Annotated in this window: 26 protein-coding genes; 15 read left to right on the forward strand and 11 right to left on the reverse strand. The window is 51.7% G+C overall.

Translation table 11 applies throughout. From position 1 onward, the window contains the following. The first annotated feature begins 5 nt into the window (after positions 1–5). Positions 6–551 (forward strand): adenylate kinase family protein, encoded by a 546-nt coding sequence (locus AC1HCZ_RS00595; RefSeq protein WP_479461603.1) that lies wholly within the window; start codon positions 6–8, stop codon positions 549–551. On the opposite strand, the gene AC1HCZ_RS00600 is transcribed toward AC1HCZ_RS00595, so the two are convergent. The 3 genes from AC1HCZ_RS00600 to AC1HCZ_RS00610 all read right to left on the reverse strand — a co-directional run bounded on the left by AC1HCZ_RS00600 (position 546) and on the right by AC1HCZ_RS00610 (position 5,100). Beyond that, positions 546–1,754, reverse strand: a complete 1,209-nt coding sequence (locus tag AC1HCZ_RS00600; RefSeq protein WP_479461604.1) for an ATP-binding protein — start codon at positions 1,752–1,754, stop codon at positions 546–548. The two genes, AC1HCZ_RS00595 and AC1HCZ_RS00600, sit on opposite strands and share 6 nt — an antisense overlap. Before the next feature lie 86 nt (positions 1,755–1,840). Next, the gene (locus AC1HCZ_RS00605) at positions 1,841–4,219 is read right to left on the reverse strand and encodes a valine--tRNA ligase (protein WP_479461605.1); all 2,379 of its coding nucleotides are present in this window, start codon (positions 4,217–4,219) and stop codon (positions 1,841–1,843) included. A gap of 32 nt (positions 4,220–4,251) precedes the next feature. Beyond that, positions 4,252–5,100, reverse strand: coding sequence for an AIR synthase related protein (locus AC1HCZ_RS00610; protein WP_479461606.1), 849 nt, complete (start codon positions 5,098–5,100; stop codon positions 4,252–4,254). Positions 5,101–5,138: 38 nt separating this feature from the next. On the opposite strand from AC1HCZ_RS00610, the gene AC1HCZ_RS00615 reads away from it, so the two are divergent. The 5 genes from AC1HCZ_RS00615 to AC1HCZ_RS00635 all read left to right on the forward strand — a co-directional run bounded on the left by AC1HCZ_RS00615 (position 5,139) and on the right by AC1HCZ_RS00635 (position 8,650). Beyond that, on the forward strand, positions 5,139–5,429 hold the full coding sequence (locus AC1HCZ_RS00615; RefSeq protein WP_479461607.1) for a hypothetical protein: 291 nt from the start codon (positions 5,139–5,141) through the stop codon (positions 5,427–5,429). Beyond that, entirely contained in the window at positions 5,386–6,579 is a 1,194-nt protein-coding gene (locus AC1HCZ_RS00620; protein WP_479461608.1) for a dockerin type I repeat-containing protein, read from the forward strand. Before AC1HCZ_RS00615 ends, AC1HCZ_RS00620 begins: the two co-directional genes overlap by 44 nt. A 348-nt stretch (positions 6,580–6,927) precedes the next feature. Next, positions 6,928–7,749, forward strand: coding sequence for a shikimate dehydrogenase (aroE, locus tag AC1HCZ_RS00625; RefSeq protein WP_479461609.1), 822 nt, complete (start codon positions 6,928–6,930; stop codon positions 7,747–7,749). 61 nt (positions 7,750–7,810) lie between these two features. Further along, on the forward strand, positions 7,811–8,119 hold the full coding sequence (locus tag AC1HCZ_RS00630) for a hypothetical protein (protein WP_479461610.1): 309 nt from the start codon (positions 7,811–7,813) through the stop codon (positions 8,117–8,119). A gap of 45 nt (positions 8,120–8,164) precedes the next feature. Further along, complete coding sequence (locus AC1HCZ_RS00635) at positions 8,165–8,650, forward strand: helix-turn-helix transcriptional regulator (protein ID WP_479461611.1); 486 nt, start codon at positions 8,165–8,167, stop codon at positions 8,648–8,650. Here AC1HCZ_RS00635 and AC1HCZ_RS00640 read toward each other — a convergent pair. Next, complete coding sequence (locus tag AC1HCZ_RS00640; protein WP_479461612.1) at positions 8,604–9,314, reverse strand: hypothetical protein; 711 nt, start codon at positions 9,312–9,314, stop codon at positions 8,604–8,606. The two genes, AC1HCZ_RS00635 and AC1HCZ_RS00640, sit on opposite strands and share 47 nt — an antisense overlap. A gap of 48 nt (positions 9,315–9,362) precedes the next feature. Between AC1HCZ_RS00640 and rrp4 the strand changes: the two genes are divergently transcribed. The 5 genes from rrp4 (at position 9,363) to AC1HCZ_RS00665 (ending at position 12,838) form a co-directional block, all read left to right on the forward strand. Further along, on the forward strand, positions 9,363–10,082 hold the full coding sequence (gene rrp4, locus AC1HCZ_RS00645; protein WP_479461613.1) for an exosome complex RNA-binding protein Rrp4: 720 nt from the start codon (positions 9,363–9,365) through the stop codon (positions 10,080–10,082). Then, entirely contained in the window at positions 10,079–10,804 is a 726-nt protein-coding gene (gene rrp41 / locus AC1HCZ_RS00650; protein WP_479461614.1) for an exosome complex exonuclease Rrp41, read from the forward strand. The genes rrp4 and rrp41 overlap by 4 nt, the downstream gene beginning before the upstream one ends. After that, positions 10,788–11,636 (forward strand): exosome complex protein Rrp42, encoded by an 849-nt coding sequence (gene rrp42 / locus AC1HCZ_RS00655; RefSeq protein ID WP_479461615.1) that lies wholly within the window; start codon positions 10,788–10,790, stop codon positions 11,634–11,636. Before rrp41 ends, rrp42 begins: the two co-directional genes overlap by 17 nt. Positions 11,637–11,719: 83 nt before the next feature. Further along, entirely contained in the window at positions 11,720–12,016 is a 297-nt protein-coding gene (locus AC1HCZ_RS00660) for a hypothetical protein (protein WP_479461616.1), read from the forward strand. Between the two features lie 45 nt (positions 12,017–12,061). Continuing rightward, on the forward strand, positions 12,062–12,838 hold the full coding sequence (locus AC1HCZ_RS00665) for a Rossmann-like domain-containing protein (RefSeq protein WP_479461617.1): 777 nt from the start codon (positions 12,062–12,064) through the stop codon (positions 12,836–12,838). On the opposite strand, the gene AC1HCZ_RS00670 is transcribed toward AC1HCZ_RS00665, so the two are convergent. The 5 genes from AC1HCZ_RS00670 to AC1HCZ_RS00690 form a co-directional block, all read right to left on the reverse strand. Beyond that, complete coding sequence (locus AC1HCZ_RS00670) at positions 12,810–13,169, reverse strand: hypothetical protein (RefSeq protein ID WP_479461618.1); 360 nt, start codon at positions 13,167–13,169, stop codon at positions 12,810–12,812. The two genes, AC1HCZ_RS00665 and AC1HCZ_RS00670, sit on opposite strands and share 29 nt — an antisense overlap. After that, positions 13,121–14,422: a transglutaminase-like domain-containing protein gene (locus AC1HCZ_RS00675; protein ID WP_479461619.1), complete on the reverse strand. Its 1,302-nt coding sequence runs from the start codon at positions 14,420–14,422 to the stop codon at positions 13,121–13,123. The genes AC1HCZ_RS00670 and AC1HCZ_RS00675 overlap by 49 nt, the downstream gene beginning before the upstream one ends. After that, a complete protein-coding gene (locus AC1HCZ_RS00680) occupies positions 14,419–15,363 on the reverse strand; it encodes an AAA family ATPase (protein ID WP_479461620.1) in 945 nt (314 codons plus the stop codon). The genes AC1HCZ_RS00675 and AC1HCZ_RS00680 overlap by 4 nt, the downstream gene beginning before the upstream one ends. Before the next feature lie 257 nt (positions 15,364–15,620). Further along, a complete protein-coding gene (locus tag AC1HCZ_RS00685; protein WP_479461621.1) occupies positions 15,621–15,845 on the reverse strand; it encodes a hypothetical protein in 225 nt (74 codons plus the stop codon). A 29-nt stretch (positions 15,846–15,874) separates the two neighbouring features. Continuing rightward, the gene (locus AC1HCZ_RS00690; RefSeq protein WP_479461622.1) at positions 15,875–16,183 is read right to left on the reverse strand and encodes an MGMT family protein; all 309 of its coding nucleotides are present in this window, start codon (positions 16,181–16,183) and stop codon (positions 15,875–15,877) included. 37 nt (positions 16,184–16,220) lie between these two features. Here AC1HCZ_RS00690 and AC1HCZ_RS00695 point away from each other — a divergent pair, with 37 nt between their 5' ends. Together AC1HCZ_RS00695 and AC1HCZ_RS00700 are read left to right on the forward strand one after the other, a co-directional pair. Beyond that, positions 16,221–16,475: a hypothetical protein gene (locus AC1HCZ_RS00695; protein WP_479461623.1), complete on the forward strand. Its 255-nt coding sequence runs from the start codon at positions 16,221–16,223 to the stop codon at positions 16,473–16,475. Then, positions 16,472–17,203: a hypothetical protein gene (locus AC1HCZ_RS00700; protein ID WP_479461624.1), complete on the forward strand. Its 732-nt coding sequence runs from the start codon at positions 16,472–16,474 to the stop codon at positions 17,201–17,203. Before AC1HCZ_RS00695 ends, AC1HCZ_RS00700 begins: the two co-directional genes overlap by 4 nt. Here AC1HCZ_RS00700 and gatD read toward each other — a convergent pair. Beyond that, positions 17,172–18,500 (reverse strand): Glu-tRNA(Gln) amidotransferase subunit GatD, encoded by a 1,329-nt coding sequence (gatD, locus tag AC1HCZ_RS00705; RefSeq protein ID WP_479461625.1) that lies wholly within the window; start codon positions 18,498–18,500, stop codon positions 17,172–17,174. The genes AC1HCZ_RS00700 and gatD overlap by 32 nt on opposite strands. 188 nt (positions 18,501–18,688) lie before the next feature. Here gatD and AC1HCZ_RS00710 point away from each other — a divergent pair, with 188 nt between their 5' ends. Together AC1HCZ_RS00710 and AC1HCZ_RS00715 are read left to right on the forward strand one after the other, a co-directional pair. After that, positions 18,689–18,850: a hypothetical protein gene (locus AC1HCZ_RS00710; RefSeq protein WP_479461626.1), complete on the forward strand. Its 162-nt coding sequence runs from the start codon at positions 18,689–18,691 to the stop codon at positions 18,848–18,850. A 49-nt stretch (positions 18,851–18,899) separates the two neighbouring features. Then, positions 18,900–20,285: an aspartate kinase gene (locus tag AC1HCZ_RS00715; protein WP_479461627.1), complete on the forward strand. Its 1,386-nt coding sequence runs from the start codon at positions 18,900–18,902 to the stop codon at positions 20,283–20,285. Here AC1HCZ_RS00715 and AC1HCZ_RS00720 read toward each other — a convergent pair. After that, positions 20,267–21,301 (reverse strand): radical SAM protein, encoded by a 1,035-nt coding sequence (locus tag AC1HCZ_RS00720; RefSeq protein WP_479461628.1) that lies wholly within the window; start codon positions 21,299–21,301, stop codon positions 20,267–20,269. The genes AC1HCZ_RS00715 and AC1HCZ_RS00720 overlap by 19 nt on opposite strands.

The raw sequence follows: 21,301 nt of genomic DNA on the forward strand, positions 1-21,301 counted from the left end.
GGTCTATGTTTATTTTAATAGCGGGCGTCCCGGGTTCCGGAAAGACTACCGTGGCCAACGAATTATCTAAAGTGACTGGCTGTAGGTCACTAAGCGTTACTGATATCGTAATAAAAAATAAGTTATACGTAAGTGTCGAAAATGACGAGTGTGGTAAACCCTTGTACGTAGTTGACATGGACAGTCTAGAAGAGTTTGTAAAGAATTTGAAAGGGTGCTACATAATAGAAGGCGTGGTAGTAGACTTTGTCCCTCCAGAAACTACTAAGAAAGTCTTATACCTCCAAGCAAAGCCCAAAGTTCTAATCTCTAGAATGCTACAGAAGGGGTACTGTAAAGAGAAGATATGCTCCAACTTGGAAGCCGAACTGGTTGGGTCTTACTTACAGATGTTGAGAGGGCTTTACGGAGACAAGGTTGTCTGCGTGAGAAGCGACAAGCCCTTGGAGGAAGCCCTCGAGAGCGCGTTAAGGGCGCTAAAATGCGAGAGACTTCCGTGCGCGCGTTGGTCGGACGAAGACTTCAAGGAGTTCTCAAAGTATTGCTTATAGTTTACTTATAATTACTCGCGCCAGCTTCCTCTGAGCAACGATAGCTTCCCCTACGTCGAGTGATATTATTTCCTTCCACAGACCGGGGTCCCCCACGCTTTCGGCAACATATTTGGCGTCATCTACTTCGCGTATTCCATGTATTATTTTTATGTAAGTATTCTTCATGACGTTCTCACTCAAGGCACGGGGGGATTGAGTCACGGCTATTACGTGAAGGCCGTACTTACGGCCCTCCATGAATATCTTGTCGGCTACGCTCACCTCAGAGCTCTTAGGAATTACGTTGTGAGCTTCCTCGACTACGACATAAGTTCTCTTCAGCTGTCCTCCCCTAGACTTAGCGAACAAGTAGGCTAAAACGACGTGGGCTACGAACTTCTTTGCGTACTCGGTAACGTACCCACTTAGATCAATTATCAAACCGTTCTCAGTTAAAGTATCTAGGTCGGTCACCTCGAATTTGCACGTCCCCCTAACAGTTAGCATCTCCAGCTTTCTTAGCAGAGAATATTTGCTTTCCCTTATCCACCTGCTTAATTCCTCTAAGCTTTTCAAGTAGAATATTATGTCCCTTATACCGAACTCCCCTCCTTTGGTGTATAACATCTGGACCACTTTCATAAGTAAGTAATATTGTGCGTCACTCAACTTGAGCGAGTTGGCGAGGGCGTCCAACAGCTCTAGCTGTCCTAAGCCCCTCAGTTTGTTCAGACTAACACATTCTATTCTCTTTGCAAGTCCTCTGTATTCACCGTGCCAGTCGAGGACTAGCTTGTTATAATTCAGCTCTTTGAATATCTTCTTAGCAGTGGTGCTCTTGCCGCTACCGGTGGAGCCCACAATAACCACGTGTCTCCTCAAGTTCTTTTCGTCCAAGCAAAATGGAGAGCCAGTAAAGGCCTCGAGGCCCACACACACGCTCTGCGAAAGGGGCCACGACCCAAACGGCGCGACGAGTCCCTTGGGGCCCAAGCAATTGCTCAAATTCAACCCCTTTACTACAGCAAACCTAGCCTTGATCATATCAATCAACTTTTTACTCTTTAGGCAGCAAACCTCGCAGACCAAAGTCTTCCTAGAAACGTTTAGGATCAGCTTCGCGTCGCACCCGTTCTTCTCAGCAACTTGGGATAAGTAAGAAATTAGAGGCGTTAGGTCCAAATCGTCTACTACTTTGAAACAAGCCTTTCTGCATATCAAGGTCCTCTCCGTTAGGCTCTAAGCTCTTTTAACGGGGGGTCGGCCAGCGAAGAGAGGTCCTCACCCCTCGGTTCCGCCGGAAGACGTCATCCCCTGACTATGTTGTGTAACGCCACAAAGTCCTCCTCGAAGTCCTCCAGCTCCGGGAGCTCCACGCCGGCGGACTTGAGCTCCTCCACCGTCACGGGCTCGCTCAGCTTCTTACCTAACACCTCCTTCTTCGCCTTCCATACCTTGGAGTTGAGCTCCATTACGGTCCTACCCTTCCGCAACGAGGCCTCGTCGCGCCACTCCTCCGTGACCTCCGGCAAGCGCTGCGCGTGTACGCTTTCCGAAGAGTAAAGCTTGCGCCACAAGTAATCGCTTATGGCCGGCGATATCGGTGCCAGTATCAAGAGTAGGTTTTTCAGAACGGTATGCGAAGTCCACCAAGCGGCCCTCGCGTCCCCTTCGTCGAACCTCTCGTCGATCATTCTGGCCCTCTTCTTACTCAACTCTATGTAATGGGATGAGAACTTGTCCCATACGAAGTGATAGAACTCCTCGGCCACGGTGTGGAAGTCCATCTCTGCATAAGCTTTCCTAACCTTTTCTATGAGCTCGGCTAGCTCCGCCAAGATCCACTTGTCGGCCCCCTTCAGCTCTGTCCGGTCATCCGGGTAAGGGAAGGAAGAGACGTACCTAGCGACGTTTAAGAACTTTGTTAAGAACTTCTGGGCGCCTTGTATTTTGTTTTCGATTACCCTGTAGTTCTCGCCGGGCTTGACCTCCAAAGCTATCCAGAAACGCGTCGCGTCCGCGCCGTACTTGTTGAGCACTTCATCAGGTAATATTACGTTCCCGTACCTCTTACTCATCTTCTTTCCTTTAGGATCTAGACCCATTCCATTGATGAAAACTAAATCGAACGCCCTTTTACCTGTTAACTGGTGAACCCTCAGCAAGCTGTAGTATAGCCACGTCCTTATGATGTCGTATCCTTGAGGCCTTAACTTTATTCCCTCGAGGAAGGTCTTTCTCCAAAACTCCTCGTCTCTCATGTATTTCGATATATAGAGTATCGTCACCGAAGAGTCCATCCAGGTGTCGAAAACTCTCTTCTCGCCCTCCCACTCTCTGGCGCCACACTTAGGGCACTTGTCTATAGGGGGGTCTTCCTTCCAGGGCCTATAATACCTCCCCGGAGGGGGGACGTACTTGTAACCACACCTCTTACAAGTCCAGACCGGTATCTCGGTTGCATAGAACCTCCTCCGGGATATGGGCCAGTCCGTGCTCACGGAGTTTATCCATTGGAGTAGGTTCTTTTTGTACCTTTCTGGTTGCCACTTCATCTCTTCAGCGTACTTTTTCAACACTTCTTTAAATTCAAGCTGTTTTAAGTAGTACTCCTTCATTGGTATTATCTCAATTGGTGTTTCGCAGCGCTCGTGAACCGGAACCTTGTGTACTATATCCTCTACCTTAACTAAGTACCCTTGTTCTTTCAATATCTCAACTATTTTTGCTTTGGCCTCTTTGACCTTCAAGCCGGCCACGGGTCCCGCACATTCAGTCATTCTGCCCTCTTCGTCTATGGCCTTCACGGGAGTCAGGCCCAGCTCTCTGAAGATCTGCACGTCTCGCCAGTCTCCAAAAGAACAGACCATCATCGCGCCTGTGCCGAAGTTGGGGTCGGCCATCTTATGGGGTAGGACCGGTATCTCGTGACCGTATATCGGGACTATTACTTTCTTGCCGTGGTACTCCTTGTACCTCTCGTCGTCGGGGTGGACGACCACCGCTCTACAAGCACACAACAGCTCAGGTCTCGTGGTAGCTATGACGAGTTCTTCGTCTGAATCCTTGACCTTAAACTTTATATACGCCATTATACCTTTCATTTCCTTGTACTCGACCTCCGCGTCGGCGATTGTAGTCCTACACTTAGGGCACCAGTTATTAGGCCTCTCCGCCTCGTACACGAGGCCCTTGTTCCACGCCTCTATGAATGTCGCTTGGGTAAACGCCCTATATTCCGGAGAGTCGGTCTGGTATGGATTGTCTATGTCGGCAGCTATCAAAAGCCTCTTTAACGTTACCTTCATCTTCTCTACCCAAGAGTCTAAGACTTGACGACACGTCTCGAGGAACTTCTCTCTGTCGGTCTTCCAAGGAGTTAAACCTAAGTACTTCTCAACGTAGAGCTCTATTGGCAAGCCGTTCCTATCGAACCCTATAGGGTACAGCACTTCGTAACCCATCATTCTCATCGCTCTCGCTATCATATCGTGCATTGCGTAACTCACTGCTGCACCTATGTGCCACAACGGGGCTGGGTAAGGAGGGGGAGTATCTATAACGAACTTGGGCTTCGGGGAGTCCGGATTGAACTTCCACCAGTTCTCCTTCTCCCACCACGACCTCACTTGCTCCTCTATTTTGAAGTCCCACCTCTTGAGTTCTAGCTTCGGTTTGAGTTCCACCGCTCGCCCCGGCACAGATGGTGGGGAACCATTTAGAACCACTCCCAGCCGCGGACGTTGAGGCGCCTTCCCTTGTAAAGGACTTCACTGGGCCCTGAGAGCACCTTACCTATCGCCTTACCGCCAACTGCTCTCTCGACCGCCTCGCTGACCGCGGGGTCTACCACGAGTACGGGTAAGTATTCCTCGCCGCCGTAGAGGCCCTCCTCTCCTAAGGGGCCCTGAGGGGGTTCTTGAAGGGCTATTGTTACGCCTGATGCCCTGGCCAGCTTGTACAAACTGACCACGAGGCCGTCACTGGAGTCAGTAGAAGCGTGGACGTAGCTTCTGTAGTCCTCCAAGCGCTTCGGGAAGTCTAAGGGCACCTTGGGCCTCTTGCAGTGGTCCCAGTACTCCCCTCTTAAGCACCTGTTGATGCACCCCCAACACCCTTCGGGAACCACTACTTTGTCCCCAGGCCTCGCTCCCCCCAGCCTCGGGGGGTCGGAAGGACTGAGGCCAAAGCAGAAGACGTCCACGGCCGCTTCCCCCTTGTTCGTGTCAGCACCCAAGAAGGCGAGGTCATACTCTTCTGCCGCTTCCACTAAGCCTTCGACTACTTCTCTTACCTCCTCAACGGACCTCCCGTAAACTGAGTAGAGGAAGTACATGGGCTTGACGAGTTTTGCAACCAAGTCGCTCACGCACGCCGTAACCCCTCTCCAGCCTACATCACTCAGATCCATAAATTCCATCATCACGCCTTTCGCACTAAACCCATCGACGTTGAAGACCAAACGTTCGCCGCCAATCTCGATGGCGTCCACGTCGTCTCCCGGCCCTATTAGGCCGGCCCTAAGCCTCTTCCTTACCAAAGCAGTTAGCGCTTCCTCAACCTTCATAGGACTAATCCCTTACGACGGGACTGGCTGGGAACGCTATGAAGCTCATCGCGTGGAGCGCCGGGATCAACGTAGAACGGAAGAGGGTTCACGTCGCCCTAATAGTTTATTGTAAAAACAACTGTGACTCCAGCTTGCCCCAAGCGCTTAAAATATTTAGGCCTATAGATGAAAAGCCCATATTCACTTGGAGCGACCACTTCGGCGGCTTCGTGCTCTCAACTAGGTTTCCCAAACCTTTAGAAGAAGTAAAAGCGTTTTGCGAGAGCGCGCTGGGAGATCTAATTGAGGCGTGTGACATATTTGTTAACGATAGTGGTGGTAGCTAGCGTCGTACAAGCCGCGACCCCCATGACCCCCGTTAGGATATATGGCTCCTACGGCTTCCAGTTCGATGGAAGAAGAATATTAATGATCGAGGGAGTCAAGCTACATAGCAATCTCTTCACCAAGCTGTACGTAGAGACGCCCCTTGAGGTCTGTGACGGCGTCAACTCGTGCTCCTTGTACTATGAAGGTATAATGAACTTCTACCCAGCACTCGGCACCTTGGAAAAGTTTATGGATGTTGAGTTCAAGGTTCTCACGAACGTCCCCCCTAGGTACGCGGCACTCAAACAGATGTTAGGAGAGGTGGCGGAAAAGCTCTTCGTTATGTGTGTGGTAACCCCGAGGCCGGAGATGGCGAGCGCCGCAGTCGCCGGTTCCGTCGCGAGGTTCCTAGCACTCAACATGAGGACGTTCTACTTCTTCGCCCTAGCGCCTTATAACATAAAGCTGAAGAAGGGAGACACAATAACGTTGACTTACTTCATCTCAACGTCACCTTCGGACGTGTCGTTGTACGGCCGCCGGATGATCGCCAAAGGGAACTCTTGTCCGTTGGGATCCCCCTATTACGCTCCGGTATCAGATGTGTATAACTTCGGCGGGATAACTAACATAAGCATGCAGTGGGGGTGGAGCGTGCCCAACGCGCTAAAGCCGGCAGGCTACTGGGACTTTTCCCGGCCGGCTTACTACGTATTCACAGTCAAGGGAGCCATTGGCTACGCTACCCAAGGGGGCTACACCCCCAACCGCGGCCCCTCGGGGCTGATAACGGTTCAGCCCATGATAGTCAGCGTAAGCCTTTCAGCCTACCCCACGGCGCCGTTCTCTTTAAACCTTCCACCCAGTTACGTCGGCGCAGTAATGCAAAGCTTCGAGGTGACTTTCGCCCGGAAGTGCCCGGGGGACGTAGACTTGGACGGGAAGTATACTATGAAGGACTTCGAGGTAGTAGCTTGTATGACTCAGCTTATATCGAACAAAAAGTATTGCAACACCGTAATAGATAGCTTACCTCCGCAGCTCAAAGACATATTCAGCATAACAGGAGACGTGGACCAGAACGGCGCGATAAACCAGAACGACGCCTTGATATTGCTCAGCTACGTGGGAACCTCTTGTCCGGCAGCCGACTACGTCTCGGGGTAGGCTCCAGTGGGCCTATTCAGGGACTTACATGGTCATATAACTTGATATAATTTAAAAACAATTATTCTTGCTCATCCTTCCGCGCGTAATACCACCAGTACCACCATCTCCAGCCCGGACCCCACCAAACGGGGGGCTCTTGGAGCTTACGGCTCTCGCCTTGGATAGCTTGGGGTGGCCTGGCCTCTGGGGTCAGGGGCTGGGCTACCGGGGGTGCGTTGTAGTAGTACCACCACCAACCACCGCCCCACTTGCCGAAACGCCTCCAGCCCCGTCCTCTGCCTCTGCCCCACCACCTACCGAACACAGCTTACACCGTTTTAGATAATCCTAACTCAGCGCAAATAAGTGTTACTGAGAAGGGTCATAGGAATGAGAACAATGCTCTTCGGGGTGATAGGTCATCCAATCGAACATTCGTTGTCCCCGTTGCTGCACAAAATATCCTTCCGTCTTCTTGGCATAGAAGCCGATTACATAAAGGTTGACGTCCCTCCACACCGCTTAGGAGAATTTATGACGTCTGCCGACATGATCTTTTACGGCATAAACGTGACCATTCCTCATAAAGTAGAGATATTAAAGTATGTAGACGTCATGGACGACCTAGTGAAGGAGGTAGGGGCTGCAAACACACTAAAAATCGAAAACGGGAAGGTGTATGCATTCAATACCGACGTGGAGGGCGTCAGGAGCAGCATAAAAGACGTTGTGGACCCAAGGGGATTGAAGGTAGCCGTTCTGGGCGCTGGAGGGGCGGCCAGGGCGGCCGTAGTAGCGTTAAAGGACGAAGCGTATGTAACTGTATTCAACAGAACGGCGGAGAAGGCAAAGAGGCTCGCAGAGGAGTTCGGAGTGGAGTACGCGAGCCTTAGTGAGGCAGAAAAGATAAAGGAACATGACATAATAATAAACGCGACGCCCGTAGGCATGGACGGTGTTTCCGTGCCGATACCTCCGAGCGTGATAGAGGATAGGCACGTGCTAATGGATATGGTCTACAAGCCCTTGCTTACACCATTCCTAAAAGTTGGGCTTACAAAGGGCGCCAAAGTGATAAACGGCTTAAAGATGCTCGTGGTACAAGGAGTGGAGAGCGAAAGGATATGGCTTGGTAGCTCTCCCCACTGGAGGGACGTGTACAACCACCTCCTGGCCTCGCTGACGTAATTTTCCGGGGTCGCAAACAAACCCTTAAGCCGACCTTCGACAGCTTAATGTGGAGGAGAAAATGAAGAGGCTGCGCTTCAGGTTTACAAAAGCAAAGTGGAACATAAACGCGTTGAGGGACGTACTAGGCAGTATAGCGGAATCCTTCCCCGATTCCGAAGTACTCATATTTAGGAGCGGAAGAAATATGCCGATATTAGACATCAACGTTTACGTCGAAGATGAGGCAGTGAATGATGAGAAAATAAAAGACGCCGAAAAGAGAATATTCTCCGTACTTACTGACTACAACGTAAGTCACGTGGTCTTCAGGGGAATAAAAATATTCGAAGTAACGAAGGAGAGCGAGGAGGGCAGCCAGGAAGAATGATTTAAATAGTGTTGTTGCCACAGAAAGCTACTGGGACAAAAAAGTATGAGCTCAGAAAAGTTGAGCTTGAGTGAGCTCGAAAAGAAAGCGCTCAAACTGATCATTGAGGCTGGGAAAGAAGGACTCCTTCAACAAGATCTCTGGAAGAAACTAAACATAGATAGCCGCGACGGATCCCGGATAGCCCTCCGCTTAGCGAAGAAAAAACTGATACATAGAGAGTTGGTCACGGTTAAAGGAAGAAAAACTTACAGACTGACCGCTCTCGTAGATAAAGTCCCAGAAGAAGAGGAAGAAGAAGAGAAGAGAGAAGTCAAGTACGAGAGGAGAGTTCCCAGAAGCATTAAATTGGACGTCAAAGTCAGAATGGGTCTGGTGGCTAAGGTCCCTTGCACCTCTTGTCCTCACGCCAACCGTTGCGGACCAGGGAACTTCTTCGACCCGGCGACGTGCACGAAGCTTAGCCAGTGGCTTCAAAAGGCAGTCAAAGCACTGGAACGGAGAAGCGCCAAGAGAGCCACTCGCGTATAACCCTAGGCACCTCCGGCGTTTCTTCCGAGTGGTAGTGTAAGCGGAAGCCGCACCTCCGGCACCTAGGCCCGTCCCATCCCAGCAACGTGTCGTTCTCCCTCACAGCGTTAGGAGTGCCGCACTTAGGGCACTTGGTGTCTTCCCGATAAGGTTGTACGTGATTGTAAACGTACTGGAAGCCCATCCTTTCCACCTTTAAATAATCAAGCCATGAGAAGAGGTGTATCGGCACGTCCTTAGGCGCTAGCTCGAGTACGTCGAGACTGGTCGGGTAGAGTTCCAAATGGACGTCGTCGTACGACTTCAACTGAGCTCTTAAGTCCTCAGGATTAGAAACTTGCATTAACATAGACGTTCCTTTAGGAAGTTCGAGTGAAGAGTCGTACCTTACGGCTACTTTGAACCCCCTCCTCAAGAACTCCTTCGCAGCCCCGTAGGGGAGGGGGCCATCAACAACCAAGGTCCTTGTAGAATATTTGAGAGCCCTCCTTATTATCTCGTTAATCGATATGGATTTTCCTTCGCCTTGTAAGAACTCTAAGGGACCCTCAGGAGGTTCCCAATCGTCGAGGGAAATCCAAAGCACATGAGCTCCGGGTATGTAATGATATACATAAAGACGCTCAATGTAGGTGATCTGACCGGCTATCACTCTTAGGTTCACACGACCACCATATTTAGCTCCGCCCCGTCCCCCCTATGGGGCTAAAGGGTGAACAAGCAGAACGAAGAAGTTCAAAGGAAGTTAGTGATGCCCGGAGATCTGGTAGTTAAAGGAAGCTATACCATCAGCCCTAAGTCTATAATGTATTTATACAAGCTCGGAGACGCTATTTACGCCGCAGTGGCCGGGATGGCGGAAATAACGGACAACACAGTCACTCTCATCCCCTTTGAGGGAACATACGTCCCCAAGCCCGGAGACCTAGTGATAGGGGTGGTTGAGAACTTCGTACTAACCCACTGGCAAGTCGACATAAACTCACCATACATGGCCGTCCTTCACGTCAGCAACCTCTTGGGGAGGCCGTACAATCCTGCCAAGGACAACTTGAAAGAATACCTAGACATAGGAGATTATATAATAGCTAAGGTAGAATCATTTGATAGAACAAAAGATCCAGTATTGAACGTACAAGGCAAAGGGTTGGGGAGGGTCGTGGACGGTAAGATAGTGGAAATAAAACCCTCAAGGGTCCCAAGAGTCATAGGAAAGAAGAAAAGTATGTTGAAAGTCATAAAGGGGGACACCGGATGCGAGATCATAGTTGGGGCAAACGGTAGGATATGGATTAAGTGTCCCAATAAGGAGCTCGAGGACATAGTAACTCTAGCAATAAAACTTATAGAGAGAGAGGCGTTCGCCGCCGGATTGACCGAGAAGGTCAGAGTTCTTATCGCCACCGAAAAACACGAGAGGGGTCTGCTATGATGAAGGAACCCCCGGTGCCGCTAATAGTTAATGGAAAACGCCACGACGGGAGAGGACCAGCAGACCTAAGGCCCCTAGATATGAAGGTAGGCGTGCTCTACAACGCAGACGGCTCAGCTTGGTTCAAGATAGGTGGCACTGAGGTGATTGCAGCGGTGTACGGGCCTAGAGAGCCGCCCGCGAGAGGCATGGTGTTGCCCGACAGAGCGGTAATTAGGTGTAGGTACCACATGGCCCCCTTCAGTACCGACGAGAGAAAGAATCCTGCACCGAGCAGGAGGGAGATAGAGCTCTCTAAAGTGATAAGGGAAGCGCTAGAGGTGACTATACTGACCCACTTGTTCCCCAGGACAGTCATCGACGTGTTTATAGAAGTTATACGTGCGGATGGGGGAACTAGGACTGCTGCCTTGACCGCAGCCTCGCTGGCGTTGGCAGATGCCGGCATACCCATGAAGGGGCTGGTCGCTGGAGTCGCCGTAGGAAAGGTTCAAGGAACATTGGTATTAGATATAGACGAACTCGAAGACATGTACGGCGAAGCCGATATGCCGGTAGCAGCGATACCCTCCTTGAACAAGATAGTTTTGTTACAGCTCAACGGAGTTTTGGAGCCGCGCGAAATTCCCCAAGCCCTCAGGCTAGCTTGGGAAGGAATCAAGAGGATTCACATACTACAGAAGAAGGTATTGGCTGAGAAGTACGGTGGGGGTGAGGTTTGAAATGTCGATAACACCATTCAATATCCCTATAGTCCCCAAGCTGAAGAGAGACACTATACTGTCCCTCGCCAAGAGAGGGACCCGGATAGACAAGAGGGGGCTCGACCAATACCGCCCAATTAAGATAACTTTGGGCGTAGGAGGGAAGGCTCACGGAAGTGCCCTAGTAGAGATAGGCAACACGAAGGTGCTAGCGGGAGTGAAAGTCGAGGTAGGCAGACCGTTCAAGGACGTTCCCGACGCCGGCGTGTTGAACGTAAACGTCGAGCTACTTCCCTTAGCTTCGTTCGAATTCGAGCCAGGACCGCCTGACGAGAACGCAATAGAGCTGGCGAGGTTCATAGATCGCTCGTTGAGGGAGCCTGAGGTAATAGACTTAAAGGACCTAGTCTTGATACCGGGCGAAAAGGTTCTAGTAGTTTGGTTGGACGTCTACGTCCTCGACCACGATGGTAACTTGTTCGACGCCTCCATGCTGGCATCTATGGCAGCTCTCTTAGACACCAAGTATCCAGAATACGTAGTCCGAGAGGACGGGAGCGTCGAAGTGAACGAAGCGACTAGGAAGCCGTTGCCGATAACGAAGAAAGCGGTCAGCGTAACCTTAAATGTATTGGAAAGCATATTCATGGTAGATCCGACGCTCGAAGAGGAAATAGTAGCCGACGGGAGAATCGTCTTCTCTTTTGATGAGGGAGGAAGGTTAGTAGGGTTACAAAAGAGTGGTCCCGCGTGGCTGGACCTAGACAAGGTCACCACAGCCTTTAACTTGGCTTATTCTAAACACAGAGAATTGTTGGAAGTCCTTGAAAAGAGCCTCGCCAAACGTTAACCTTACGTTAGCGTACTTTAAGTGGCCTAAAGGTACAGAACGTCTGATTACGCTACATACAGCACGTCCCTCTGGGACCGCATTTGGAGTGTGTGGAAGAATTGAGTAAATTGATGGGAGGGAGAGAATGTGTGCCTTTGAAAGAGTTGGTCGGCGCCTTGAGGTCCCTCGGAGTAGAGGGGGAACTTAATGACCTCTGTGTCAAATACCTTATGGAGTTTTCGTGCGCTCGGGAGGAGGGTCGCGACTACTTGATAAACCTAAAGCGAGCTGTACGCGTAGCTGAACTCGTAGACACTCTCACCATACTGTACCAAGCAGAAAGTAAGAACTCACGTGTGTTCGAGATCCACATAAGGGAAGACATGAGCCTCAACTGAACCTTTCTACCCCCGGCTCGACTTTAAGGACCGGGGATCATCGTTATGAATATCCTTTCCAACGCACTTTTAGCTACTCTGAAGTCAGTCCTCTCAGACTACTCATCATCACGTGTAGAGGATTATGGACTGTGTAGAAAGATGAGTTACGTGTTGGTCGACGGACGCATAGGCTTTGCGTTCTTACCGGACTCCGAGGGCTTGAACGAAGTTATCGAGCCTAATGCGTACGTGAGAAAGGTGTTCTCGCTAGCATGGAAGGGCGGAGCAGAGACCTCGTTGGCGCTCGCCGCCATGTCGGCGCTCACGCACAAATGGATAGACGAAGGAGGAAAGGTTGATTTTTCTACACATTCTGTGACGGACTTGATAGACATTAAAAAAGGAGACAAGGTGATAATAATAGGATATATGAGGAAGGTGGTAGACGAAATGCTGGAGAGGGGGGCCCGGGTCGTCTTATATGAAGACGATCACGAGCTACGCTGTGAAGCAAAGCAAATAGGGGTAGAAGCTTACCCGGGCTCATACGTTCTCCTAGAAGACAGCGCAGAGGTGATAGTAGCCTCGGGAGCCTCACTGTTGGACCCCCGGGGCCCCTACGTGCTCGAGAAAGTGTCGGCCAAGGAGAAGGTGTTGCTGGGGCCCACAGCAACCGTTCACCCCTACTTCGCAAAGCTCCTAGGCGCGAGCTATGTGGGCGGTAGCTACGTCCCGAAGGAGAATCAGGAAAAGGTGTTGGGCGCGATCAAGGCCGGTTACGGTTATCACAAACTCTCCAAGCTAGGCTTAATCAAGAAGTGGTTTGCAAGAGCTTCTTGATTCTTTTATAGAACTTGTAAGCGCGACTTGCCTCGTAAGCTGCAGCGGTGAAGGCTCCGTACGATAGGTACTCTCTCGCGTGCCTCAAGGACAGCGACAGCAGAAGTCTCGCTGGACCCTTAGGCACCTCTTGTACCAAGTCCACGCATGCTTCCGCTAACTTCTTCGACTCTCCCCTGACGAATATCTTCTCTCTGAAGTATTCTACCTCTGGAAAGCCTTCTGCGCTCACTTGATAGGCGCTTAACAATATTATTACAGAGGACATGAGTAGGAGGGCGCTCACCGCCGCTTGTAGCGGATGCGTCTCGCCCACCAGGCTATACACCAATACACTGCCTTCAAAATGCCCCTCCTCGGCCATTTACCCCTCAGCAAGTACTCCTTCTGTACGCGCTCGAGGTCTTCAATGCCTGTGATCTTGGCCACTTCCTTGAGAGTTAGGCCTTTTACTCCGTAAAGCCGTTCGACACAGCCTCTGAAGGCAAGAGGCCACGCGACGAACCATTCCCTAAGGGAGGCGACGTATACCGAGGCTAACATTGCTATGGGTACCACTACTATAAACTCCAATGGAACGCCGGCGAAGTGTGACGTCGAGGAGGTGTTCTCGCTGGACCTATTCATCTTCATCCCCTCGGTCATCCCCTCGGGCCCCCGGGGAGCTTGGAGGGCCGGACGTCGTAAGGTGGCGACAGAAGTGCCGGCCGAGGTCAGCGGCGGGGAAGGGTCCCAGGGGACCCAGCCTCCCGGCGTCCAAACTTCGACCCAAAGGTGGGTGGGCGTGGTAAATACTCTTAGACCGTTATTAACGTAGCTGATAGCGAAGCCGTAGACCACGCGTGCTCTAATGCCCATATCGTTAAGAAGGACTGCTGCAGCCGTAGCGAAGTGGGCGCACATCCCAGTCCTAGAAACGAAGAGGAACCAGTCCGCCGCATCCTTCGCCGGAGTTCCCGAATACCGCGTCGCGTAGTCGTAGTTTCTCCGAAGCCAAGAGGTCAAGTACCCTAAGAGGTCCTTGAGGGTTCTGTTCCTAAACTTTTCGAGTAACTCCTTGGCGAGCTTCTGGACTCTTGGAGTGGACCAGTGCTTTGCTTCTCCTAAGACGGCCGAGACCCTGTAATTGAGCTCAGGGTAGTCCCCGTAAGGAAACGGAGGGCCGTACTTTACCCTAACCGTAGTTACGAATGAGTTGCTCCTAAATTCGTCTTGGACTTTGAGGAGTCCGCGCCCTTGAGGCGCATAGCCGGGTGCGGGCTGGGGGACCGGTAAGGCCGGGTACAACATTATCGCGTAAGGCGTTACGCCGACCTTGTACTCGGCGCCGCCTGGCCGGCCGGAGAGGTCCTCGTTTCCCTTGAGCCAAGCGTTGCCCACATATATACTGAACGAAGCTACTCTGAGCCACTTGGGCTCGGGAGGCGTGACCGAAGCTAGGACCACTCTCGGTCCGTTTATGTCCCAAGAGTAAGGTACCTCTACCCTCCCGCCCACCGCGAGCGCTCCAACGTCCAACGGCTTCAATGACTTTAACATAATGTATCCTAAAGTTAGAACAGCTAAGGCCACTAGGAACCTCATGCGGGAGGCTCCACCTCCTCGAGGACCTCATGAACTATCTTAAGTGCAGCGTCTCTAGAAGCGAAGAGGCGGGTCGTTGGCACCTCCACTAGTATCTTGTGCGCCAAAACATACGGGGCCACGTACTTAACATCGTCGGGAAGGACGAAGTCTCTGCCTTCTATAGCCGCCTTTGCTTTTGCTGCCCTAGCCAAGTGTATCGCGGCCCTCGTCGTGGCTCCCAGTACCACGCCCGGAGCGCGTCGGGTAGCTCTCACTACGTCCACTATGTACTCCGCAACCTTCTTATTGAGATTTATTCCTTGTGTACGTTCTATTGCGTCTATTACGTCCTCTGGGGTCGCTACGGGGCTCACCGCCGGCTCCCTAGCGCGACGTTCCGAGTCTAATATGACTGCCATCACTTCTACCTCCCTAGGAGGGAACCTCATATCTATGCTGGCGACGAACCTGTCCTTAGCCGCCTCTGGGAGTTGGTAGGTCCCGACCATCTCGACAGGGTTCATGGTAGCTATTACGAAAAACGGCCTTGGTAGTTCGAAAGTTTCGCCCTCTATAGTTACTTGTCCTTCTTGCATAGCCTCCAGTAGCGCGGACTGTGTCCGGGGAGAGGCTCTATTTATTTCATCAACGAGTAAGACGTTAGTAAATATGGGTCCTTTGACCGTCCTGAACTCGCCGGTCTTAGGATCGAATATCTTACCGCCCAACAAGTCAGCAGGCAACAAGTCTGGAGTCATCTGGACTCTCTTAAACCTAAGTCCCAAACTCTGGGCGAAGAGCTTAGCGAGGGTAGTCTTAGCGACTCCTATTACCCCTTCCAGAAGCGCGTGACCGCGCGACAACAAGGAGATCGTCAAAATCTCTACCGGCCTTTCCACGCCCGCTAAGTGCTGCGTTACGTTATTCAGTATCTCTTTGTAAAGCTCCCTCGGTTTCATAGGATCTGGTCCCTGATGTGAGGGCCTGACAGTCCCCCCTTTCATTCTGAGGCCAACGGCCTCCGTCCAGGGGGTCGGCGCGCGAGGGAAGTGTGATCTCACAACGTTATTTGCTTTGAGGCGGGAGAGTGAGAGGTTCGCGCTACTTTACGGGTACCTCCCTTGGGACTCAACAAAGAAGTTTATACATTTCTATTCTTTTATCTAATAGTGTCTAAATCTCAAAACGCGGTCGTACAAGACGCGCTCACACCCACTCAGAACGTCTTGAGGGTTTGCAACGACACGGTTACAGTATATTTCAATGGCTTTCCACAATACACTATAATTGGCGAAGGCTGTTTGACTATACCCATAATTGCAAATAACTTCACCCTGACCGACAATAAGGTGTTCTTCTGGAACTTAACCTCATTAACATTGATGAGCGAAGGGGGCGGTAACGGGAGAGCAGTGACCTTCCCCATGTGGGCCGTGCCCACGGCTGCGCTCTTACTTCGAGCTCTGTTCTCTAAAAGAGCAGCTCTCTAAGGTCTACGATGCTTTCCTCACACACCCTTTCGGGGTCACAGAACTCCACCCCTTCGATTTCTAAAAGCATTTTCTTGAAACGCTTACCGAGTACATAACCGCCCAGCTTGCCATTTGACATAACGACTCGGTGACAAGGGTAAACGAATAATTCGTCGTTTCGCGCTAGCATCGACCCTACAGCTCTGGGATGGGTGCCTAGGACGGATGCCAACGAAGAATAAGTTGTCACCTTCCCCAATGGTATTAAGAGCAAAAGCTCCTTCAGTAGCTCCATTCTTCTTAACAATTTTACCCCCAAGGACTGTAGTGCGGGGGCGCGGAAGTTGGTTATATATTGGAAGAGACCTCTAGACGGCCAAGGTCAAATAGGAGAAAGGTGCGCATTAATGGAGAAGATGATCCTAGGTAAGGTGGAGGACAAGCCCGTAGCGTTCGTGAGCGCTCACTTTTGCATACTCTGTCCCTACAGGGGGAAGGAATGTAAGAAGCCTATATGGTTCCCGGAGAGGGACCTCGCCGCGCAGAGGACAAACTTGAAGGAAGAAATATATGCCCGTCTAAAGGGTGTCAAGAAGTGATGTTGATAACATTTACCGGCCCCGCCTCGGGCTTGGCCAAGCTCTACGCGAACGCATTAATGGAGCTAAGGGGGACGTTTGCTCTTGTGCTGAGGCCGGAAGAAGTAGTCCAAAGGTACTTGCCTTTCTCCGAAGGAGAGGGAAGCGCTACGGTGTTCGGTCTCGGAGATCCCTCAAATACCTTGAGGGTTCTAGAAGCTTTAAAGATCGCCGGCTACGGGGTGGAGTTCTACAGGCCCCCCTTGGAAGGGCTCCCCTACGAACTCAAGAGCAAGTTAAGCGCCTACCCCGCTCGCGAGCTCCCTCCGGACCTACTGAGCGCACTCCTCGAGGCCGGTTCTTCGGTCCTCGAAAAGGTTCTAGAGGGCTCTAACAACCCCAGGGCCGCTAGGATCAAAGAGGATTTAAATGACTTGGAGGTGCCGCTATCAATAAACCTAAATATTGAAGTCATTATATATACAAACAGCATGGAGATGGCTGCCCAAGCTTTGAGTTACGCGACGGGAGTGCCCGCGATGTACTACCAGGAAGTGGACGGCGCAAGTCTCAAGGGCAAGAAGCTATTAGTCTTGACCACGTCCTCCGAAGAACATTGGGTGAGGAGCTTAGCTATGAAGTCGAAAGCCGAGATAACGAGCTTGCCGTACGATCCCCTTGTAGCCCCCTTAAGCTTTGTGGCCTCCTTGCGAAAGGTCATCGTTCATACGAGAGCCGGTAGTCTCTGAGCAGCCGACGGTATTTCAGCTCGCCCTCCAGAGGGGTTAACATAACTTTGGGTACTTCCTCCGCAGGATAGTTCGCCAAAGCCCACATGAGCTTGACCGTAGCTACTTCGGTTAACATATCTCCCAAGGGGAACGCCCCAGCCTCCAGCATCTTCCTCCCGGTAGCGTACACGTTCAAGTTAGTAGTACCGTGGACGCACTGAGTCGTTATACCTACAAATATCCCGGACTCGGTCAATTCCTTTATGGCGCTCACCAAGTACTCTGGAACGTGGCCCATTCCCGTGCCCTCGATTATTATTCCTTTAAACCCCTTCTCCTTAGCCAAGTAGAGAAGCTCCGGCGGCATGCCGGGGTAGGCCTTGAGCTGTAACACGCGCCGCTCGAAGGAGTTCATCAGCTTTGGACTTCGGTCGTTCCTCCTCCGCAAGGGGGGAGACTTAAGTTCGACGTCGCCGGTCCACGGCCACACGTAAGCTATGGGTTGAGCGCACACGCTTTGAAACGCGTCTCGGCGCGTGGAGTGGAACTTCTTCGTCCTCGTCGCCCTATGCAAAACCACGAAGGTGTCGCTGCTCTCCCCGTGCATCGCTATCACGGACTCAGCTATGTCAGACCTAGCTGCCGCCGCGACCGCTCCGACGAGGTTCATTGCGGCATCGCTGGAAGGCCGGTCGGAGCTCCTCTGGGCCCCCACGAATACCACAGGCTTGTTAATTTCCCTTATAGCAAAAGCCATTGCAGATGCAGTATAGGTCATGGTATCGGTCCCGTGGGTCACCACCACCCCGGCGACCTCGTCCTTCAGCAGCTCGGCGTGCACGGCTTCCGCTATAAGGCTCCACATCTCCGGAGTCATGTTCTCTGAAAGGACGTCCATTATCTGCTCGGCCTCTACGTCAGCAAATTCTAGGAGTTCCGGAACCTCCTCGACGAGCTCCTCGGTGCTCATCGCTGGCTTCACCGCGCCCGTCTCGTAGTCTATTCTAGAGGCTATGGTCCCGCCCGTGCCCAGAACCTTAACAAGAGGGTAGTCGGGCCTCCTCTGAGGCCTTCCTCCCTTCTCCCTCCTCTGGGGCTTCCTCTTTGTCAAGAGTTCTATTTCTTTTACTCTTCTTATATCTATTCCAACGTTATAACCGTTCCTTAACTTAATGACTATGTACTTTCCGCCCTTCGGCCGGGGCATCAATATACCCTCAACCACTAAGCCGTCGTCCCTTGCGACTCTAATCAGATCCCCTATTTCTATACCTTTCTGACCGAGTATGGCCGATATCTCCGGCGGGTAGCTCAACCGCTGTACGCCCCCGAGCGCCTCTTGGGACAAGGCCTTAATCTTGATGTGAGGGGGAGGTGCCCAGGGGCGCCGGGGTCCTTCACAGCCCGCCCTCGGCGGCCCTCAGGACCCCGGGGGGCCGACGCGAAGCGTGGGATTAAGCTTTATTTTTCATATAGTCCTAACCGGTTGGCGGGAGATAGGGCTTGAGGAGGAGCACCGCCCTCAAGGGCCTTACACTCTTTGAGATATCCATAATATTGCTATCCCTCATAGCTACGTTAGCTTGGGTGTACATGGTGTACAAAGTGACTTCTCTTATTGATGCGCTACAAGCTAACCTAAAAGCCATATTCGGAGGCGCTTGAGGGAGAAATCTATTTTTAAAGTATCTAGTCCTCCGCCCACGGGCTCCAGATGAAGTTAGTCGCCAAGTTCGGCGGTTCCGTGCTGAGAGACGCGGAGGGTTACTCGACGTCGGCAAAGGTGGTTAAAGAGTGCGTCGAAGAAGGATCGAAGGTAGTTGTCGTAGTCTCTGCTATGAAGGGGGTCACAGACTCGTTGCTCAAAGTCTCGGGGAGTCTGCCCAAGGACTGGAAGAAATATGTCGAGGCTCTCAAGAGGCGTCACGAAAAGGTCCTCCGCCAGCTGGGGTCTTCAGAGAGATGGTTCAAGGAGCTAGAGAAGAACGTAGAAGAACTGAGAAACGTGTTGTGGGCATTAGAAATCCTTAAGGAACACACTCCGAGGACCAGAGACTTCGTTCTGTCGTTCGGAGAGAGGCTCTCCACGATACTTATGTCTGCTGCCTTGGAGAGGGAGGGTTTGAGCCCCGTCCCGCTGACGCCCCAAGGGGCCGGAATCTTCACGGACGAGAACTACAACGAAGCTGTACCCTTGTACGACGTCATAGAGAGGGAGGTGCCGAAGAGGCTGGAGCCTTTCTTGGAGGAGGGCAGAGTGCCGGTGGTGACGGGCTTCCTAGGGTCGACCTTGGAGGGCAGTATAACCACGTTGGGGCGCGGAGGGAGCGACTTGACGGCTACCATCTTGGGCTCATCGTTGAGGGCAGACGAGGTGAGGCTCTACACCGATATAGACGGCATAAAGACAGGAAATCCCAAAGAATTCCCAGATGCCGTAACTATAAAAGAGTTGTCCGTGGAGGAAGCGATAGAGCTGGCCCATCTGGGAGCCAAGAGGTTGCACCCAAGGACTTTCGAACCTGTCCTCCGGAGGCACGTGGACGTGAGGGTGCTAAGTTTGTACGACCCCAAGGGAGAGAACACTCTGATATCCCACGGGCGTAGAGGACCTATGCTAAAGGCGGTAGCATTGTTGAACGGCTTAGCAATAATAACGGTAAAAGGTGTAGGAATGGTCGGAACTAAAGGCGTGGCCGCAGCCGTCATGGAATCTGTAACTAAAGTTGGGGCCAACATATACGCGATATCGCAACCGGTTTCGGAGATCTCTATATCAATTGCGGTCAAGTCCAACAAAGCCGACCTCGTCTCAACTGCCATTAGGAACGCCTTGGAAGGGAAGGGTATATCTGTCGAAACGAATATAAAGGACAACGTGACCGCAGTATCCATCGTGGGCAGGGGACTGGAGGAGTTGGACTTCGTGGGGGAGGTGCTCTCCTTATTCAACAACAAGCCGGTCATGATGGTTTCTAAAGGACCGCTAGACCAGAGCTTAACGATACTTACCACGAACAAAGCATCGAGGGAGGTCGGACGCAAGGTCCACGAGAAAATAGTTGAAGAAATGACCCAGTACTACGGCGAGGCCAAGTAGATGTTATCCTTGTTCTGTCTGACCCTCACCTTAATCCTGCTCCCCACGTCCACGTCTGCGTTCACTACTGTCATTACCACGTTCCTCGAGCCCACCGGTACGCCCAGCCACTCGTCCCTCAGCAACCCTCTGGACACTATCTCTAATTTGACTACTTCACCCTTCTTGTAAAACTCGGGGAGTTTCTTCGTCTTAATCATACCCCACTCGTCCATAGTCCACCTCAGTCTCACGTTCATCTCCCTTTCCAGCTTTGCTATATAATCCCAGAACTCGTCCCACGTCATCTCTCTTACTCCTCTCATCTTTCTTCCTCTCTTGTGCCTCACGTATTTTTGGATTGTAATTGGTGGCCATCTCTTTCCAAATCCTACTTCTTTTACCCACTTTATTATTTCCTTTACGTCTTCGTCGTTTATGCCGGGCAAGAGTACCGGAGTAACGTGAATGTCTACTTGAGTTTCTCTGAACACCTTCTCAACAACCTCTTTAACCTTCTTGACGTTGTAGTCGGGCCTCCCCGAGAGCTCTCTTGCCTTCTGGACGTCTAGTGTTTCTATGCTCAAATTTATCCTGTCCAACCCGGCCTCGGCCAATGAAAAGGCTAAGTCTTCGTTTAACTTTAAGCCGTGGGTCTCTAGAGCCACGCTGGCCACGCCTTCTACGGACTTAAGGACTCTCACTACCTCCACTATTTCGGGGTGTTCCAAGGGATCTCCGACGCCGTCCAACAAGACCTCCACCGGTACTCCCTTGAACTTGATTACCTCGCTCACCCAAGCCCTCAACCACTCTAAGTCTGTCAGCACGAAGTCCGACCACCTACTCCTCGAACAAGGACCGGCATCCACGCTGCAAAACTTACAACACATAGAACAGATCGTAGTGACCCTAACTTGCAAGACATTCGTCCCTCTGTCTATTATTCCGAACGCTATGCTCCCCACGAGCGGCGTGGGCTCCCTAACCTCGATGAGGGCCCTTTCTACAAACCTCAAGACAATTAACTCCCACAA

It is taken from the genome of Ignicoccus sp. (assembly GCF_056435145.1).

Coding starts and splice junctions, on each gene's coding strand:
- AC1HCZ_RS00615 (WP_479461607.1), top strand. CDS start 5,139: ATGAAGCTCATCGCGTGGAGCGCCGGGATCAACGTAGAACGGAAGAGG.
- AC1HCZ_RS00635 (WP_479461611.1), top strand. CDS start 8,165: ATGAGCTCAGAAAAGTTGAGCTTGAGTGAGCTCGAAAAGAAAGCGCTC.
- AC1HCZ_RS00680 (WP_479461620.1), bottom strand. CDS start 15,363: ATGAAACCGAGGGAGCTTTACAAAGAGATACTGAATAACGTAACGCAG.
- AC1HCZ_RS00715 (WP_479461627.1), top strand. CDS start 18,900: ATGAAGTTAGTCGCCAAGTTCGGCGGTTCCGTGCTGAGAGACGCGGAG.
- rrp41 (WP_479461614.1), top strand. CDS start 10,079: ATGATGAAGGAACCCCCGGTGCCGCTAATAGTTAATGGAAAACGCCAC.
- AC1HCZ_RS00675 (WP_479461619.1), bottom strand. CDS start 14,422: ATGAGGTTCCTAGTGGCCTTAGCTGTTCTAACTTTAGGATACATTATG.
- AC1HCZ_RS00630 (WP_479461610.1), top strand. CDS start 7,811: ATGAAGAGGCTGCGCTTCAGGTTTACAAAAGCAAAGTGGAACATAAAC.
- AC1HCZ_RS00595 (WP_479461603.1), top strand. CDS start 6: ATGTTTATTTTAATAGCGGGCGTCCCGGGTTCCGGAAAGACTACCGTG.
- AC1HCZ_RS00665 (WP_479461617.1), top strand. CDS start 12,062: ATGAATATCCTTTCCAACGCACTTTTAGCTACTCTGAAGTCAGTCCTC.
- AC1HCZ_RS00610 (WP_479461606.1), bottom strand. CDS start 5,100: ATGAAGGTTGAGGAAGCGCTAACTGCTTTGGTAAGGAAGAGGCTTAGG.